The 17,181-nt window shown below is 63.9% G+C and carries 18 protein-coding genes; 10 read left to right on the plus strand and 8 right to left on the minus strand.

Annotated elements, in window-relative coordinates:
- Positions 1 to 127: 127 nt before the first annotated feature.
- Both AB1384_09075 and AB1384_09080 read left to right on the plus strand, forming a co-directional pair.
- A complete protein-coding gene (locus tag AB1384_09075; protein ID MEW6554423.1) occupies positions 128 to 1,276 on the plus strand; it encodes a nitronate monooxygenase in 1,149 nt (382 codons plus the stop codon).
- A gap of 126 nt (positions 1,277 to 1,402) precedes the next feature.
- A complete protein-coding gene (locus AB1384_09080; protein ID MEW6554424.1) occupies positions 1,403 to 4,210 on the plus strand; it encodes a hypothetical protein in 2,808 nt (935 codons plus the stop codon).
- A gap of 99 nt (positions 4,211 to 4,309) precedes the next feature.
- Here the strand turns inward: AB1384_09080 and AB1384_09085 are convergent, their stop codons facing one another.
- A complete protein-coding gene (locus AB1384_09085) occupies positions 4,310 to 4,996 on the minus strand; it encodes a DNA alkylation repair protein (GenBank protein ID MEW6554425.1) in 687 nt (228 codons plus the stop codon).
- Positions 4,997 to 5,170: 174 nt separating this feature from the next.
- Here AB1384_09085 and AB1384_09090 point away from each other — a divergent pair, with 174 nt between their 5' ends.
- Positions 5,171 to 5,653: a GNAT family N-acetyltransferase gene (locus tag AB1384_09090; protein MEW6554426.1), complete on the plus strand. Its 483-nt coding sequence runs from the start codon at positions 5,171 to 5,173 to the stop codon at positions 5,651 to 5,653.
- A gap of 15 nt (positions 5,654 to 5,668) precedes the next feature.
- Here AB1384_09090 and AB1384_09095 read toward each other — a convergent pair whose 3' ends face one another.
- From AB1384_09095 to AB1384_09105, 3 genes are all read right to left on the minus strand, one after another.
- Positions 5,669 to 6,160: a PaaI family thioesterase gene (locus AB1384_09095; GenBank protein MEW6554427.1), complete on the minus strand. Its 492-nt coding sequence runs from the start codon at positions 6,158 to 6,160 to the stop codon at positions 5,669 to 5,671.
- A 104-nt stretch (positions 6,161 to 6,264) separates the two neighbouring features.
- Positions 6,265 to 7,449: an acyl-CoA dehydrogenase family protein gene (locus AB1384_09100; protein ID MEW6554428.1), complete on the minus strand. Its 1,185-nt coding sequence runs from the start codon at positions 7,447 to 7,449 to the stop codon at positions 6,265 to 6,267.
- 23 nt (positions 7,450 to 7,472) lie between these two features.
- Positions 7,473 to 7,769 carry a hypothetical protein gene (locus AB1384_09105; protein ID MEW6554429.1) on the minus strand — a complete coding sequence of 99 codons (297 nt, stop codon included), beginning with the start codon at positions 7,767 to 7,769 and terminating at the stop codon, positions 7,473 to 7,475.
- A gap of 145 nt (positions 7,770 to 7,914) precedes the next feature.
- Here AB1384_09105 and AB1384_09110 point away from each other — a divergent pair, with 145 nt between their 5' ends.
- Positions 7,915 to 8,871 (plus strand): MBL fold metallo-hydrolase, encoded by a 957-nt coding sequence (locus tag AB1384_09110; GenBank protein MEW6554430.1) that lies wholly within the window; start codon positions 7,915 to 7,917, stop codon positions 8,869 to 8,871.
- Here the strand turns inward: AB1384_09110 and AB1384_09115 are convergent.
- Entirely contained in the window at positions 8,868 to 9,983 is a 1,116-nt protein-coding gene (locus tag AB1384_09115) for a radical SAM protein (protein MEW6554431.1), read from the minus strand. The two genes, AB1384_09110 and AB1384_09115, sit on opposite strands and share 4 nt — an antisense overlap.
- Before the next feature lie 183 nt (positions 9,984 to 10,166).
- Here AB1384_09115 and AB1384_09120 point away from each other — a divergent pair, with 183 nt between their 5' ends.
- Positions 10,167 to 10,331: a hypothetical protein gene (locus tag AB1384_09120; protein MEW6554432.1), complete on the plus strand. Its 165-nt coding sequence runs from the start codon at positions 10,167 to 10,169 to the stop codon at positions 10,329 to 10,331.
- A gap of 22 nt (positions 10,332 to 10,353) precedes the next feature.
- Here the strand turns inward: AB1384_09120 and ilvD are convergent, their stop codons facing one another.
- Together ilvD and AB1384_09130 are read right to left on the minus strand one after the other, a co-directional pair.
- A complete protein-coding gene (gene ilvD / locus AB1384_09125; protein ID MEW6554433.1) occupies positions 10,354 to 11,997 on the minus strand; it encodes a dihydroxy-acid dehydratase in 1,644 nt (547 codons plus the stop codon).
- Positions 11,998 to 12,051: 54 nt separating this feature from the next.
- Positions 12,052 to 12,915, minus strand: a complete 864-nt coding sequence (locus AB1384_09130) for a Sir2 family NAD-dependent protein deacetylase (GenBank protein ID MEW6554434.1) — start codon at positions 12,913 to 12,915, stop codon at positions 12,052 to 12,054.
- A 217-nt stretch (positions 12,916 to 13,132) separates the two neighbouring features.
- On the opposite strand from AB1384_09130, the gene AB1384_09135 reads away from it, so the two are divergent.
- The 4 genes from AB1384_09135 to AB1384_09150 all read left to right on the plus strand — a co-directional run bounded on the left by AB1384_09135 (position 13,133) and on the right by AB1384_09150 (position 15,657).
- Positions 13,133 to 13,585, plus strand: a complete 453-nt coding sequence (locus tag AB1384_09135) for a GNAT family N-acetyltransferase (GenBank protein ID MEW6554435.1) — start codon at positions 13,133 to 13,135, stop codon at positions 13,583 to 13,585.
- Positions 13,586 to 13,587: 2 nt separating this feature from the next.
- Complete coding sequence (locus tag AB1384_09140) at positions 13,588 to 14,037, plus strand: DUF3795 domain-containing protein (GenBank protein ID MEW6554436.1); 450 nt, start codon at positions 13,588 to 13,590, stop codon at positions 14,035 to 14,037.
- A 98-nt stretch (positions 14,038 to 14,135) separates the two neighbouring features.
- Entirely contained in the window at positions 14,136 to 14,816 is a 681-nt protein-coding gene (locus tag AB1384_09145; GenBank protein ID MEW6554437.1) for a DUF975 family protein, read from the plus strand.
- A gap of 34 nt (positions 14,817 to 14,850) precedes the next feature.
- Positions 14,851 to 15,657 (plus strand): methyltransferase domain-containing protein, encoded by an 807-nt coding sequence (locus AB1384_09150; protein ID MEW6554438.1) that lies wholly within the window; start codon positions 14,851 to 14,853, stop codon positions 15,655 to 15,657.
- 108 nt (positions 15,658 to 15,765) lie between these two features.
- Here AB1384_09150 and AB1384_09155 read toward each other — a convergent pair whose 3' ends face one another.
- The gene (locus AB1384_09155) at positions 15,766 to 16,293 is read right to left on the minus strand and encodes a hypothetical protein (GenBank protein MEW6554439.1); all 528 of its coding nucleotides are present in this window, start codon (positions 16,291 to 16,293) and stop codon (positions 15,766 to 15,768) included.
- A 611-nt stretch (positions 16,294 to 16,904) separates the two neighbouring features.
- Here AB1384_09155 and AB1384_09160 point away from each other — a divergent pair.
- Positions 16,905 to 17,156: a hypothetical protein gene (locus AB1384_09160; GenBank protein MEW6554440.1), complete on the plus strand. Its 252-nt coding sequence runs from the start codon at positions 16,905 to 16,907 to the stop codon at positions 17,154 to 17,156.
- The last annotated feature ends 25 nt before the right edge of the window (positions 17,157 to 17,181 follow it).

The raw sequence follows: 17,181 nt of genomic DNA on the forward strand, positions 1-17,181 counted from the left end.
CCCATTATTGACTTCAGGTCGAGCTTGTACCGGATTATAATAGGTTGGAAACGGCCAGCGGGGAGGGACCTGCGCCACGCGATAACACTGCAGTGTGATCTCCTGTTATCGGACGAAAGGGGTAATCATGGGTAAACGAGTTCTCCGGACCAAGCTGTGCGACATGCTGGGCATCGAGTATCCCATCCTCAGCGCGGGCATGGGGCCCAACCTCCTCGGCGAGGAGACCGGGGCACCGGTGGACCTGGTGGTGGCGGTCTCGGAGGCGGGCGGCATGGGCGTTCTTGGGGCCAGCGGCTACTCCATCGACGAGATGCGAGACGCTATACGCGAGATAAAGTCCCGCACCGACAAGCCCTTCGGGGTGGACCTGCTGCTGCCCAAGAACCTCACGGAACTGCCCGACACCGGGGGACCTGGGGAGGTGCCCCTGGAGGACCTGCTGAAGAGCCTGCCCCAGTCGCACCAAGACTTCATCGCCAAGGTGAGGACGGACCTGAACCTGCCCGAGGTCGAGATCATGGTCAAGATGAACTCCACCACCACCATGCCCCATGAGGCGGTGAAGGTGTGCATCGAGGAGAAGATCCCCCTCTTCGCCGCGGGCCTGGGCAACCCCGGCTTCATGGTGGAGGAGGCCCATGCCAACGGCATCAAGGTCCTGGCCATCACCGGCAACACCAAGAACGCCAAACGCATGGCCGACTCGGGCATCGACCTGCTGGTGGCACAGGGACACGAGGGCGGCGGGCATACCGGCAGGATCGGCACCATGGCCCTGGTACCCGGCTGCATCGACGCCGCCTACCCGGTCCCGGTGCTCGCGGCCGGGGGTATCGGCGACGGGCGCGGCCTGGCGGCATCTCTGGCCATGGGCTGCGTGGGCGTCTGGGTGGGGACGCGTTTCCTCGCCACCGTCGAGGGTGGAGCCCCCGAATCCGTCAAGCGCCACATCGTCGAGGCCACCGACGAGTCCACCAAGGTGAGCACCATGTTCACCGGCAAGACCCTGCGCTCCATCCAGAGCCAGTTCATGGCCATGTGGGAGGAGTCGGGACTGTCGCCCCTGCCCTTCCCCCTGCAGATGCTCATCGCCTCGGCCCTGCTCAGCCCCTTCATCAAGGCCGAGATGGACGAGTATATCGGCGGTTTCGCCGGGCAGGTCTCCGGCATCATCAAGGAGATCAAGCCTGCCGCCCAGGTGCTCGAGGAGATGGTGGAGGAGGCCTCGGATATCCTCACCAGAAAACTCCCCGAGAGCGTGACGGTCGAATAGAAAAACAGGGGTTTTCGGCCGGGTTTTCGAACAGGAAACCCGGCCTTTGTCTGTGGTATCATGCATATAGATAGGCGCTGATCCCGGTCAGCCGGAGACCGGGATCCGTAGTCCGGGGGGCAAGATATGCCTGTGAAGCCATTACGTCTCGTCTATATCCTCTTGCCGGCCCTCGCCCTGGCCATCATCCCGCTGACGTTGCCGGGCGTCCCGCCCGCCGCGGCGGACACGGTGAACAGCCCGCTACAGTACAGCATGGTGATGACCCGCTACTACAAGTCGAGTATCGATGGGGCCACCCTGCCCTGCAGCATCTACGTCCCCGGTCCGGACCGCTATTCCAAGGGCAACCTCCTCTCCCTCTGGGTGGACCTCCACGCCTTCGGGGGGCACGGGGGGATATCGTCGGACCCCGCCAACAGCCAGACCGCGGCGGCCGACGCCTGCGGGATGGCCATCATCGCGCCCTGGGGGAGGAACTTTAAGAGCATGTACGGAGACGCCGTGGAAGGAGCGGCCGCCCCACTCATCTACGACGATTTCACCGGCGCCGCCACGGGATGGGCACAGGAGAACGGGTCGTGGGCGGTGAACGGCGGCGCCTACCGCCAGGGGGATGCCGCCATGGCCTGGAAGAACACGGTGCGCGCCTCTTCCTCGGGGAGCGACTACACCGTGAGCGTCAGGCTGCGCGAGGAGCCGAACACGGGTGGCATCAGCGCCATGGGGGTGACCTTCCGCCGGCAGGGGAGCAGCGACTATTACCAGGTGGACCTGTGCGACTGGGCCGGAGTGCTGGGCAGGGGAAGGGAGCTGCGCCTCTACAAGCGGGTGGGTTACAACTGGGTGCCACTGGCCGAGGACCCCTTCAACTGGAAGGACGGGGAGTGGTACGAGCTCAAGGTCAACGCCTTCCAGGAATATATCGAGGTTCACGTGGACAGCGAGGTCCATAACCTGGATGCGTCCTACCGCTTCCACAGCGACGGCAGCGAGGCACCATACCGCGCGGACAGCGCCTTCAAGGCGGGCAGTGTGGGCCTGGCCAGCTTCGGGGCCTGCCACCAGTTCGACGATTTCCGGCTGCAGAACGATTTCCTCTACGGTGAGAGCGACATCATGGACTGCATCCAGCAGTTCATGGAGGAGGTAAGCGTGGACCCCGCGCGCCGCATCGACCCGTCACGCGTCTTCGTCTCCGGCTACTCCATGGGCGGCCTGGGGACCTGGGGCCTGGGCCTGCACTACCCCGACGTCTTCACCGCCCTTCACCCCTCCTACGCCAGTACCGACCTGGAAGAGGGGTACCGGTGGATAGCCTCCCAGTTCCCCGACCCGGACAAGGCCGATCCCACCATCTTCCCGGGGATAAACCCGGCGTTGTACGTGGCCGATCAGGACGTGCATATCGGGGAGGCCCTCAGGTCATTCCTGGGTTGCGAACCATCGGGCATCACCGAGGGGGTAAGGAGCCAGCTGCGCGAGAACAGCGCCCGCTTCATCCTGGAGAACGCACTCAACTCCTCGGTACGTATCGAGCACCCCGAGTACGACGTCCTCATCCCCAACACCACATCGCTCATGAACATCTGGTGGTCACTGGCCTCAGGAGCGCTCGCCAGGATGCGCAGCTCCACTCCGACCTATGCCCACTCCAAGTACATATGGCAGAAGTGGCTGCAGTATCCCAGCCTCAGCAAGGGCCTCAAGGAGACCAGCGGCTACGGGGCGGACGGGGGGGCTCCCGCCGATCCCGGCAACATCTGGGACAGCTGGGACTACTCGGCGCACGCCAAGTTCGGGGACCTCACCTCCCCGGGCGCCAAGGCCGGCGCCCACGGCAACGGCTACGTGAACCCGGCCTTCATGGACGCCTTCGTCTGCTCCAGGATCACCGACTTCTTCCGCCGGGCCGATGCCGCCCTCCACGCCGAGCGCGCCAACCCCGGCGAGGTGGCCTACAAGACTTACGACAACCGCCACACCCGCGCATGGTGGCTGTCCATCGAGCCGGCATACCCCGACGCCAACAACCCCGGCCTGGCGCGGGTGCGCAGGACACCCGCCAGCAACGGCGCAGCGGTACACGCCAAGAACGTGAAGACCCTTTCCCTGGACGTGGTGAGCATGGGCCTGAACACTTCCCCGGGAGCGGTCATAACCATGACCATGGACAGCAATACCGCCCCGGAAGCGGAACCCGTCGCGGACAGCTGGAAGAAGACCGATCTCAAGCTGGTGGGGACGTGGTGGCCTTCAGCCGACTATAAGGCCACCCTCAACGGAGCTCCGGTCAACTGCATGAAGACGGGCACGTCGCTCACGGTCGAGGGCATACCGCTCTCCGCCAGCCCCGCCACCTTGCAGGTCACCATCCCCGCCGGCCTGGCCAACCTCATCGCCAACCCCGGCTTCGAGTCGGGCACGGCCGGCTGGACCCCCGGCAACCATCTCTTCGGAGGTGGCACCGGGACCTTCGAGCTGACCAGCACCGCCGCCACCGGAGAAGCCGCCCACAGCGGCGGGTACGCGGTGAGGATCAAGGACGCCAGGGCCAACGGCTGGCCGTTCATCTCGTCGTGGGATTCCAGTCCTGTCGCCGTGACCGCGGGCGCCAGCTACACCGCGAGCGCCTTCGCCAAGACCAGGGTCCTGGGCAGTACCACCAGGCTGAGCGACGGCGGCAAGTACAACGAACTATACACTTCAAACGCGGGGGTGGCGATCCTGTGGCTTAACGCCAGCGGAACCCCCGTCAGCCTCAGCTCCTCGACGGGGTTCCACGGCAGCAGGGACTGGACCCCGGTGCAGATCACCGCCGCCTGCCCGGCGAACGCGGCCTATGCCAAGGTGATCGTCTTCACCATCAACCCCAATCAGTACGGGGCTTCGGGCAGCGCTTTCTTCGACGACGTGGCCCTGCGGCGCAACTGAAACGGGGTGTCACGGTCATTGCCGATCTGCGTGGATCCCGTTATGCCCATGGCACGACGGGCGTTCGATGAGGCTGCACGGGGGAAGGCCCGGGGCGGGTCACTGTTTCCTTCGCGCCAGGGCTTTCTCGATATAGGTGGCGGCGTCCGGGGTCCTGCACACGGTGTCGCCGTGGTCCACCACCACTTTGCCGATCCTCGCGGCTGCAGCCTTGGCGTCGGCGGTGAGGGCGGGCTTGAATACCCCGATTGCGATAACGGCGCTGTTCATGCTGTAGCGGGCGCGATTCGGCGAGGCGTGGATCTCCTCCTCGATGATGCGCAGGTAACCGCGGCATTCGTCATCGGGTATGTCCACTCCGTTCTTGAGCGCCGCCGCGAGCGCCGCGTACCCGCAGGCGCGGCGGTATTCCCCCGGTGAGGCCGTGAACCTCCGCACCGTCTCGAGGGCCAGGGGCGAGCGGGAGATGAGCTCGGCCAGCTCGTCGGAGATGGCATAATAGTCCACATCATCTATCCAGCTGTCCAGAGTGGCCGGTGTCAGCTCCCCGGGGTCCGCGATCATGGCTGCCAGGAGGCGGGCGTCCACGTTCCCGGACTCCCACAGCTCCAGGGCCAGGACGTGGTCCGTCCTGATGCGCCTGGCCAGCTTCCTCAAGTCCGCGAAGCTCACCCCGAAGAGATCGTCTCCCGCGCCGTGCCTGCGGTAGACCTTCACGTTCTGGGGGCTGGTCCAGACCATCAGTTCCTTCATCATCTCCCTGGCGGTCGCCGTCTGCACTGCCATCATCCGCTTCCTTTCAGCCCTGCCGGGACCGCTCGCGGTCTTCCGGCAACCTCCCTCTATTTCTATATTTACCCAAGTTTTGAGGCATGAAACCGCGCCGCCGGAGGAACCATCCCCCCGGATGGTGTACTTTTAGGTTGTAGGAAGCGGATCAGAAAAGGAGCGCTGTCAGGGATGTTGATCAGGAACGCGGAGAGGGGGGATGCAGCCGACCTGGTAAGGCTGCGGGCCATCATGCTCGAACAGGTCATCGGAGGTCCGGTCCCCGGGGAGGACATGGAGGTCATCGAAAAGTTCTTCGCGGACTGGGACTACGACGACCCCCTCTGCCTGGTGGCCGAGGAGGAGGGCGCGGTGCTGGGGTGTATCGCGGCATCTTTCTACCGGCTGTTCCCCGGCACCAGGAACCCCTCGGGCCTGTTGGCGGTGGTCCACAACTTCGCCGTCTACGAGGAGTATCGCGGCGGAGGCGTCGGGAAGTCGCTCTTCTCGCACGTGCTCCGCGAGTGTCGTGAGCGGGGCGTGGGCCGCGTCTCCCTCAACGCCACCGCCATGGGCAGGCCCCTGTATGAGAGCTTCGGCTTCTCGACTGAGGTGATCTCCTGCCCAGAGATGAGGCTGTATCACAAGGCACTTATCGAGTTGGACCTGGGATGAAAACCGGGCCCCGTCTCAGCGGATGATCATGAAGGTGGCCATGCTGGTGGCCAGGAGCGTGCCGGCTTCGTCGCGGACCTCGGCCTCGGAGACGGCGATGTCCTCGACCGCCTGCAGTACCCTGCCCGTGCCGGTGAGCTCGCCCTGCCGGGTCGGTGCCAGGAAATTCGCCTTCATCTCCACGGTGACCACGCGGCGCGAGCCGTGTGGTACCTGCGTAGCCATGGCTACGCCGGACGCGGCGTCGGCCAGGGCGAAGACCACGCCGGGGTGCACTACTCCATCCTCGTCGCAATGGCGGGACCCGGCCACCAACTTGAGCCGCGCCTCCCCCGGCGCGAGCCCCGCCACCTCCATCCCGATGTGGGCGTAGAAGGGCGAGTGCTTCACGCGGTCTTCCACGATCTTCTTGAAGCGGCCCTCTTCCTCCCCGTCACTGGCGTCCCAGAGGTAAACGCGGCCTGCCTGGCCAGGATATCCGTTCCCTTCCCGCGGGATATCGTTCAACGTTCAATCCTCCGCTGACGCGTTGCGCAGGCTTTCCCGAGAGGTGGATCTATCTCCCCCCCCGCCCCGGGTCCGTTTACCCGGGATGCAGTGGCCCTTGGCTCTCACCCGTTCAGCCTGCGGTAACCAAGTGCGTGCTCCGCCTGCATCATCTTGTGGATCTCCGTGGTGCCCTCGTAGAGGAGCGGCGCGCGGGCGTTGCGGAAGATCCTCTCCACGGGATATTCCGCGGAGTAGCCGTAGGCGCCGTGTATCTGCACCGCCATGTGGGCCGCCTGGAACGCGCTCTCGGTGGCGTGCCATTTCGCCAGCGAGGTCTCACGGGTGTTGCGCACCCCCCTGTCCTTGAGCCACGCGGCCTGCAGCACCAGCAGCCTGGATGTCTCGTATCCCCTGACCATCTCCGCGATCATCTCCTGTACGAACTGGTAACGCCCGATGGGCTGCCCGAAGGTGATGCGCTCGCTGGCATATCTCAGCGAGGCCTCCATGGCCGCGCGGATAGTGCCGAGGGCCCCGGCGGCCACGGTGAAGCGCCCCATGTCCAGGGCGTACATGGCTATCTTGAACCCCTCGCCCTCCGTCCCCAGGCGGCTCTCCGCCGGCACCTCCACATCGGAGAGGAAGATCTCCCCCGTGGAGCCGGCCCACACCCCCAGCTTGTGCTCGATGTCCCTGGTCTCGAGGCCCGGCATGGAGCGGTCGAGGAGGAAGGCCGATATGCCGCGGTGCCCCGCTTCCCTGTCCGTCTTGGCGAAGACCAGGAAGTGGTCGGCGACGTTGGCGTAGGATATCCATTCCTTCTGGCCGCTCAAGATATAGCGGTCCCCCTCCCGGCGCGCGGTCGCCTCCATGGAGGCCACGTCCGAACCGGCGTTGGGCTCTGTAAGCCCGAAGCACGCTATCTTCTCGCCCCGCGCCTGGGGGACCAGGTACCTCTCTTTCTGCTCCCCGCTCCCGAACTCCAGCAAGGTCAGGGAGTTCAGCCCCATGTGCACCGAGAGCAGGGTGCGGAATCCCCCGTCGCCCCTTTCGATCTCCTCGCATATAAGGGCGGTGGAGACGAAGTCCAGCCCTCCTCCACCGTATTCCTCCGGTATGGGGGCGCCGAGCATGCCCAGCTCGCCCATGCCGCGCACGATGCCCATATCCAGGGTGTGCGACCTGTCCAGCTCCGCTATCCTGGGGACGATCTCGCGGTCGGTGAACTCCGCCGCCTGCGCCTGCACCATCCGCTGCTCCGCCGTGAGCTCGAGACAAATCCCGCCGTCATCGCGCGTCGGCGACATGGAAACCCCTCCTCCCAAGCGACTCACATGATCTCCTCGAAGAGGTCTTCCTCCTCCAGGAGGGCCTTCAAGGCGGCCCCGCATCCCTCGCTGCAGACCATAAAGATGAGGTCCCATCCCTCCTGCCTGGCCTGGGAGCCGTCCGCGGTGACCATGCACTCCAGCTCCCTACCCTGGACGGGAAGCTCCACCGTCATCGACCGGCCTATCGCCCCTGGATACTCCAGGCCTTTCCTCAGCTTCACGCCGAGGCCGTAGACCTCAGCGCCAGGCCGCACCTTCTTCTCGCAGTAAGCACACCTGTAAACGCCGTCTCCCATGGCTCCGCCTCTCCTCCGTCCGCCCCGCCCGTCACCGCACCGACAGCCCCTCCAGACAATAATATAGGAATATAGGAAAACGGGCGCGGTGGGGGTATGATTAATTATACATATGCCTGAATCATGAGAAGCGGGAGGAGCGAAGATGAACGGGAACGTTGAGCTGAAGGAAGTCGACCAGGTCGAGATACTCTCTCTCTCCGACAATTACAACGACCTGGTATCAATGGACTCGAACGAGATAGTGACCCGCTCCGTTCCAGTGAAGGACATGGAGGTGAAGGGCTCCATCCTCGCTGAACACGGTTTCTCCGCCGCCATCAAGACCATATCCGGGGATGAGACCCACGAGTTGCTCTTCGACTTCGGCCTCTCGGACGTGGCCGTGCCCTACAACGCGGACAAGCTCGGCCTGGACCTGTCCGGCATCGAGGCCGCGGTGCTGTCCCACGGGCACATGGACCATTTCGGGGCCCTGGTGCCGATGATCGAGGCCCTCCCCAACAAGCCCGTGCCCTTTTACGTGCACCCTGCGGCCTTCAAGGGCAACCGCTACCTCAGGGTGGGAGACATACGGATAAAATTTCCACCGGCGGAACGTTCCACCTGGGAGCAGGCGGGGGTCGAGGTGATCGAGAGCGTGGGGCCGGCGCTCCTGGCGGGCGGCACGGTCCTTTTCCTGGGGGAGATAGAGCGGCTCACCGATTTCGAGAAGGGCATGCCCAATGCCTACTTCGAAAAGGACGGCGAGGAGTCGTGGGACCCCATCGAGGAGGACAGCGGCATCGCCGTGAACCTCCGAGGCAAGGGCCTGGTGGTCCTCTCTGGCTGCTCCCATTCCGGCATCGTCAACACCGTGGCCCACGCCAGGAAGGTCACCGGCATAGACAAGGTCCACGTGGTCATGGGCGGTTTTCACCTCACCGGCCCCGCCTTCGAGCCCATCGTCGACAAGACCATCGCGGGCCTGCAGGCATTCAGCCCCGACTACGTCGTGCCCACCCACTGCACCGGCCGCAAGGCGGTGATGGCCTTCGAGAAGGCAATGCCGGATGAGTTCATCCTGAACATGGCGGGCACCCGCCTCACCTTCCGGGCTTAGTCCAGCTCTTCCAGGATCATGGCTTCGATGTTTCTATCGACGTTCCTGATCCTGCGCAGCTCGTTCCGGTTGGCAATATCGCCGATCGGCTCCTTGAGGTTCTGGATGTTCATGCCTGCCCGGTGCAGGCCGTTCCACGCCTTGCCGGCGACCATGAGTCCGTAGGCCTGGTTGAGCAGCTTCTCTGCGACGGCATAGTTATCCGAGCGGTAATCATCCGGGATGTAGCGCTTGATCCTGAACGGCACGGAGTATCTCTCGCAGAGCCCCAGGAAATCGCGTCCTACCGCGATATTATAACTCTCCTTCGCCGTGTAGCGGCCACGGTAAGCTCCAGGATCGTAGTTGAAAGCATAAAGGTCCTCGTATCCCTCCACCAGCTCGGGATAACTTTCCGCGATGTGGCGCATGAACCACAGCGCCTGCTGGTCGCGCATGGTCATCGCTCCTCCGAAGAGGACGTAGTCGGCACCGGCTTCCTTCGCTCCCCTTACCACTGCCTCCAGGTTCTCACGCGAGTCGCACAGGAAGGGGACGACCGGGATCAGCAGCACCCCTGCCCGCACGTGATCGGTCTCTCGCTTTATGGTCTCGATGACCTCGAAACGGGCTTGTGGGGACGGGCTCCTCTTTTCCAGAAAGCGCGCCACCACGGGGTCGGCGGTGGTGATGGTCACCGAGACCGTACACCAGTTTTTACCCCCTATGCGTTCGAGCAAATCCAGGTCCCTCAACACCAGCCGCGATTTCGTCAGCACGTGCACTGGATAAGCGTGCCTCTCCAGCACCTCCAGGCATTTTCTGGTGCTCTTGTATCTGGCCTCGGCTTGGTGGTAGGGGTCCGAGGCGCCGGACATGGCCACCACGTCCGGCAGCAGGGCACGGGCGCGGCAGAGGCGCTTGTCCAGCATCCCCGCAGGGTCTCTCTTCACGATGATGTCGTCGTCGAAATCGGCCGGCAGGCGGTACTTCTCGCTGCGCGAATCGCAGTAGACGCAACCGAAGCGGCAGCCCTGGTAGGGATTGACGCCGTAACGGTCCCAGAACCAGCCGTCAATATACTTGCGCACGATGAGGATGGACTTGAACTCCCGCTCGGTGTACGTGACCATCGCACCCCTTTACGAAGCGTCGATAGCGCCCTCGCCAGACATTATATTAACCGGACAATGCTCAAGCTCCCATACCCCGGGAGTCGACGATCGCAGTACCCGGCATGGGTGAGGTGGTGTGACACGGGAAGAAGCAAGAACGGCCTAGGAACACTACCGGCAACGCCCAGCCTGGTGCAAACCATGTCAGAGCTGGCGCAACGCTTCAGCATCGAGCCGGGAGCCCTTCTGTGCCTGGCGAGGGAGATCCTGGCGAGGTACGGACCTACTCCGGGCACTTACATCCCCACGCCGGAGGGTTTCACCGCCCATCTCAGCCATAACATCATCACCTGCGGGGCTGCCTGACCTGCAGGCTCCGGGGGTACTCTCACTCGAGCACGGCACCGCGCGCGGCTGAGCTCACCGTCTTGACGTAACGGCGCATGAACCCCGGGGGTATCTCACGCTGCGGAGGTCGCGCTGCGGCGATGCGGGACGCGATCTCCTCCGGAGTCAGCTCGACCTCGAGCAGCCGTCCCGGGATGTCAATGCTGATCTCGTCGCCGTCGCGCAGGGCGGCGATTGGACCGCCCGCCGCGGCTTCCGGCGATACATGTCCTATGCACGGCCCTGCGGTCGCCCCCGAGAAACGGCCGTCGGTGACAAGGGCCACGCGCGCAAGGCCATGCAGCTCCAGCCCCATGGTCACCGCCAGGGTCTCAGGCATCCCCGGCCCTCCCCGCGGTCCCTCGTTGCGGATGACCAGCACCTCGCCCTCGTTCAAGGTGCCATCGCGCAGGGCGGCGAGGCAGTCCGCCTCCGCCTCGAAGACCCGGGCGGGCCCGGAGAAGCGCAGCATCTCCGGGGCCACCGCCGACTGTTTCACAACCGCGCCCTCCGGCGCCAGGTTGCCGAAGAGCGCCACCGTCCCGCCCTCGGCGAAACAGGGGTCGCCGCGTCCGCGGATGACCTCCGCGTCCTTCACCTCGGCCGCCTCCACCACTTCCGCCAGGGTCTGGCCCATGACGTTGACGGCGTCCAGGTGGAGGTCTCTGGCGAGCACCTTCATAACCGCCGGCACCCCCCCGGCCCGGTGCAGGTCCTGGATGCCATGGGGTCCGTTGGGCGCGATGGAGCACAGGGTGGGGATGCGGTGGTTGAAGTCGTTGAAGCGGGAGAGGGCGAGCTCGAAGCCCAGCTCGTGGGCGATGGCCGGCAGGTGCAGGGCCGAGTTGGTCGAGCCGCCGATGGCCAGGTCCACCATGAGGGCGTTCTCTACCGCCTTCTTCCCCAGGATCCTGCGCGCCGTCAGCCCCTCCTCCACCATCTCCACGATACGCTTCCCGGCCCGGCGGGCGTAGAGCAGCTTCTCCGAGAAGTAAGCGGGTATGTTTGCCGAGCCAGGCATGGTCAGCCCCATGGCCTCGGCCAGGCACTGGAAGGTGTTGGCGGTGCCCATGAGTTCGCAGGAACCACAGGTGGCGCAGGTGGCGCAGTTCAGCTTGTCAAGCAGGTCGTTATAGTCCTTGTGGAAGATGCTCCCCTTCATGCCCATGGTGTAGCGGATGTTGAAAGCGCCAGGGCCCCCGGTGAGCATAATGGTGGGGCGGTCCAGGCGTGCCGCGGCCATGATCATGCCCGGGATTATCTTGTCGCAGGAAGCTATCAGGACCACGGCGTCGAAGAGCATGCTGCGCACGTAGGTCTCCACCGTGTCCGCGATTAGCTCCCGCTGGGGCAGCACGAAGCGCATGCCCTCGTTTCCCTCGGTGAAGCCATCGCAGGGCGCGGGCACGTTGAACTCGAAGGGAATCCCTCCCGCGGCGTGCACGCCCTCCTTGACCCGCTCCGCCAGCGTGCGCAGGTGCATGTGGCCCGGGTTCATCTCGGTGTGGGAGTTGGCGACGGCCACGATGGGCTTCCCCTTCAGCTCCTCGATCTCCACGCCCAGGCCCTGCATGATGGCCAGCCGGGCGACGCTGACGGGAAAGTCCCTCTCATCGAAGATCGGTGCGCTCTTGGGTTTGTCCATGGTCCCCCTCCTCCATAAGCACGGGTTCACGAAACCGCGGCTTCGCGCGCGGGCTCAGAAGATATCGTAGCTCTTGATGTCCTTGACCTGTTCGAGTATGGGGGGCAGGATCTCGCCGGACCTACCGATTATCCCCACATCCACAAGGTCGGGGAAGTAGATGCCGGTGGCGTTGATCTCTATGATCTTCGCGCCCGTCTTCTTGGCGTGCTCAGGGACATAGGCGGCGGGGTAGACCATGCCCGAGGTCCCCAGGATGAGCAGGACGTCAGCGTCCCGCGCCTCCCCCATGGCCAGGCCCATGTCCTGTACCGGCTCCCCGAACCCCACCACGTCCAGGCGGCAGGGGCCACCGCATGGGCACCTCGACACCAGCTTGATTATCCCCCGCAGGTCTCCCCTGCCCATGAGTTCCACCAGTTCCCAGCCCAGGGCGAAGAGTTCATCGCGCCCGAGCTGTATCTTGTTACCGCAGACCATGCACGCCAGGCGGAAGAGGTTGCCGTGCACCTCGATAACCCGGGTATTGCCGGCCTCGCGGTGCAGGTTGTCGATGTTCTGGGTTATCACCGACCTCAGTATCCCCAGGCGCTCCAGCTCCCCCAGGGCATAATGCCCGGGGTTGGGATGGGCCCCCTCCAGCACCTTGAGCATCTCCGAGACGAAATCCACCGCGGCCTGCGGGATGCTGGCCCCGCTGAACATGGAGGTGAAGATGTCTCCCCCACCCAGTTCCAGGGGGTCGAAACGGTCCCACAGTCCACCGGGGTCGCGAAAGGTGGGGATGCCGCTCTCCTCCGAAACGCCGGCGCCCGAAAAGGCCACGAGCCTCCTGGACCTGCCAATTATCGCGGCCGCCTCCAGCTGCTCCTTCCCGAGTTCCTTTCTGGGTTTTTTTCCGGGTCCCTTTCCGCCCATGGTGATCTCCCCGCTGCTTCCAGAGAACGGTTGCCACCACACTACTAGGGATATGATAACCTGAGAAGCCGGCAGCGACCATGGGAAACCGCGGCGCGCTCGCCGCTCCCCCCATCCCGCACCAGGACGGCGAAGGGCCCTGGAGCTTCCATCCGCGCGACCGCCCGCTATACTATAGAGAGCCGGGGACATCACTCACATGCGGGAAGGAGGGGAGATGCTGGAAATAAAGAAGGCCGCCATCGAGGACGAAGAGAAGATCTTCCGGTTGATCCGGGAACTGGCGGATGCCGTGGGATTCGCGGAGCAAGCGCCCCTTATCGACATAGGGATCTGGTCGAAGACCCTCGAGAGGATGCTATCCTCGCCGGACTGGGTCTTTCTCCTCGCCCTCGAGGACGGCGAAGCCCTGGGCCTGGTGCTCTTCTACATCAGGCCGACCCTCACTACCGGTATGAACAAGGCCATCATCACCGAGATGATCGTGACGGAAAGGGCCCGCGGCAGGGGCGCGGGGAAGGGGCTCATCGAGGAGGCCAAGAAGCGGGCCCTGCAGCGGGGGTGCTCCATCATGGCCGTGGCCACCGACCTGGATAACGCGGGAGCGACGGGTTTCTACAAGAAGATGGGCTTCACCCATGAGCGCATGTACTTCGAGGCGCAACTCTGAGGATGGGTGATAACGCGGCCCGTACCGCTTACTGCGGACTTTACTGCGGCGATTGCATCCCCTCCCAGGCTCGCCTCTTCGAACTGCTGCAGGAACTGCGCGGGATCGCCGCGGAACTGCACCTGGATGACTACGCGGCACTGATCGCCCGCAGAGACGAGGCTTTCAGAGACTACGCCGCGTTCGAGAAAATGCTCGCCCTGCTGTCCGGTCTGCGGTGCCCCGCCCCCTGCCGCGGGGGCGGCGGCAAACCCACCTGCGCCATCAGGGAGTGCGCGCTGGACAAGGATTTCGCGGGGTGCTGGGAATGCCCGGACAGGAGGGGGTGTGCTCTACTCGAACCCTTACGCGCTTTCCACGGCGGAAGCATCGACGGCAACCTCGACGCCGTCGCGGAGCACGGGGTGGAGGGCTGGGCGGACCGGAGGGGGAAGCATTACCCCTGGTCTTAGAGGAGGGCGGACCACACGGCACGAAGGTATCCCTGGGCTGGTCTATACTATGGAGGAAAGCGGCCTCGGCGGGCGGTTAGCGAAAAGGAGGGTCCGGGATGGCGAGCGACAGGTATTCCAAGGGTGAGGCGATCAGGTTCGGCTGGGAGGCGATGAAGAACAACTTCGTCTTCTTCCTGCTGTTCCTGATCGTCGCTTGGGTGGTCTCGGGTGGACTATCGGCTCTCGGCAGCATCAACAGGGGGTCCGGCTTGACCGTGTTCCCCTTTATCTTCGGCGTACTCGGTTGGTTGGTCGGTATCCTCATCTCCATGGCCCAGACGACCATCGGCCTGCGCTTGAGCGCAGCGCCGGAGGCGACCGCCGAGGTCTCCGACGTCTGGTCCAGCTGGGGTCTCTTCCTTAATTATTTCGTGGGGGGCATCCTGGTCGGGCTGATGGTCATGGTGGGCTTCATATTCTGCATCATCCCCGGCATCTACCTCGGCATCAGGTTCTCCTTTTTCGGCTACCTCATCATCGACCGCAACATCGGTCCCGTGGAGGCCATCAAGAGGAGCTGGGAGATCACCAGTGGGAACACCTGGGACCTTTTCCTGCTGGGGCTTCTGTTCTTCGGCATCATCCTGCTGGGCGTGCTGGCGTGCGTGGTCGGCCTCTTCGCCGCTATCCCCACGACCATGGTGGCCCACGCGTACGTCTACCGCAGGCTGGAATATGGCGCCGTTTCCGGGCAGGTGCCGCAGGCGCCGGAAACCGTGTCCTCTCCCGAGGCCTGAGTGCCGCCAGTCGCCCGACTGAGGAGGCGCGAGTATGAGCCGCGACACGGGTGGTTACCTCTGGGACGCCGCCGATTACCACGACTCGTCGTCCCAGCAGAAGAAGTGGGGGCGCGAGCTTTTCCCCAAGCTGAACCTGCGGGGCGACGAGCGTGTCCTGGACATCGGGTGCGGAGACGGCAGGCTCACCGTGGAGCTATCGGAACTGGTGCCTTCAGGCGCCGTGGTGGGCATCGACAGCTCCCCTGAGATGATCAGCTTCGCCCGCGACAGCTTCCCTCCGGAAGATTACCCCAACCTTTCCTGGCAGGTCATGGACGCTCAGGAGCTGAGCTTTGACGGAGAGTTCGACGTGGCCTTCTCCAACGCCGTCCTGCACTGGGTCCCCGACCAGGGACTGGTCCTGAGGGGCGTGGAAAGGAGCCTGAAGGGTGGCGGCCGGTTGCTCTTCCAGATGGGGGGAAGGGGGATGGCCGCAAACGTGGTCCAGGTGATGATGTCCGTGCTCTCTCGGGGGGACTGGGGCAGGTTTTTCCACGATTTCGCCCTGCCGTACCGTTTCTGTGGCCCGGAGGAATACACGCGATGGCTGGAGGACGCCGGCCTGCGCCCGCTCCGGGTCGAGCTGGTCCCCAAGGACATGACCCACGAGGGCAGCCGTGGCCTCACCGCCTGGATCCGCACCACCTGGCTGCCCTTGACGCAGCGCCTTCCCGAGGATTTGCGCGAGGGTTTCATCGCCGCGATAGTCGAGGGCTACGTCGAACGCTTCCCTCCGGATGCGGAAGGGCTGGTCCACGTCGATGCCGTACGGCTGGAGATCGAGGCGGAAAAAGCCTGAAGCGCCGGGATCCCGGCGCTTCAACGAGAGGTTGGCTTCACCTTCTATCGTGAGTTGAGACCTTACGGATTGAAATAATGGATAAAAGCACTCCTACGATATCGGGTCTCAGTTCCTTGCGTTGCTCTCCAACCTTTGCTGGTCCTCCCTCTTCCACCAGTGGCTCCTGCCCGCCCCGGTATAAGGCCGCACACCGAACTTCTGCTCCCTGGGGGTAATCCTGGCCTCCGAGAGGCTGTTGAACTGCTCCACCATATACAGGTAGTCGCTGTCGGGCAGCTCCTCCAGTTCGTCGATCCTCTTCATGGCCAGCAGGGCACAGATCCTCATGGGCGTGTCCTCGAGATAGTTGGCCGCTGCCTCCCATCCCGACTTGTCCGCATCCAGCTCCTGGTAGATCTCCACCAGCATGTCCGAGAAGATGTGGAAGAGCGCCTGCCCCTTGATCTTCTGCTCGTACATGGCCTTGTATTCCGGCGTGAACTGGCTGAAGGGCGTATCGAACAGGGTGAATATCCCCTCGGGGATCTTGATGCCCTTGTCGATGAAGTGCTGCTCCAGCCGCTTCACGAAGAAGCTGCGGCACTTGCTCACGCTCTTCTCGCACTTCTTGACGCTCTGTTCCAGGGTTTCCATTTTTCACCTCCCCTAGATGGTATAGAGCAGACAGGTGGCAGCAACGACGAGGAAGCTGGCCAGGAAGAGTACTCCCTCGTTTTCCCGCATCTCCCTGATCCTGAACATCTTCCTCACTCCTTCCCCCTGTCCTGTCCGCCTGACCGGACCTCTTTTTATGTCTGAGTACAGCTTAAATCCCCCCATACATAACGCCTATTTTTTTCTGGGAACCGTGGTTGTTCGCTTTCAGCGGCCCGGCCAGAGGTGAAAACATATCCAGGGAGCGGCGCCTTTCCAGCCCTGAGCGGCAAGATACGGGGGTCAACGGCAACCTCCCCTCCGGCGTGCGGCGCAGCCGGCGGCGAGAGCGCCCTCAAACGGTTTCCAGGGAAATGTACATTCACGAGGCGACCAGGCCAGGATTCGCATCAATACCAAACAGCCTGCATAAAGGCCGTGTAGCGGAATGACGATTTGTTGATGGGGATCTTCCCGAGACAAACGAGGGTGCCGGCAAAAAAGCGGCAGGGGATTCCGGTGGAGGACCCCCGCAAACGGTAGATCGCCAGGCATTCCCGGCCGCACTCGACCGCGGGGACCATTCGTTCAGGAGTTACGGCTTCCGCCTGATGCAGTCGGATTCCCTGGCCCTGTGGATAGCGGGCGGGATCATCACCGCCTGCCTGACCGACCGCCGTTTCGATATCCTCTTCCCCCTGATACTGAACAAGAACGGAGACGGACACCGGTTCAGCATGGACCATTACGCCAGCATCTTCGCCGGTGCGGTCCGGGGATGGACCCCGTACTCCCCCACCCTGCCGCGGGAGCTGTCCTGCGGCACCGGCCAGCTGGTCTCTTCATCCACCCGGCTGCTATGATCGTCTATGAGATACGGACAACGAG

The sequence above is a fragment of the Actinomycetota bacterium genome, assembly GCA_040757835.1.
GTDB lineage: Bacteria > Actinomycetota > Geothermincolia > Geothermincolales > RBG-13-55-18 > SURF-21.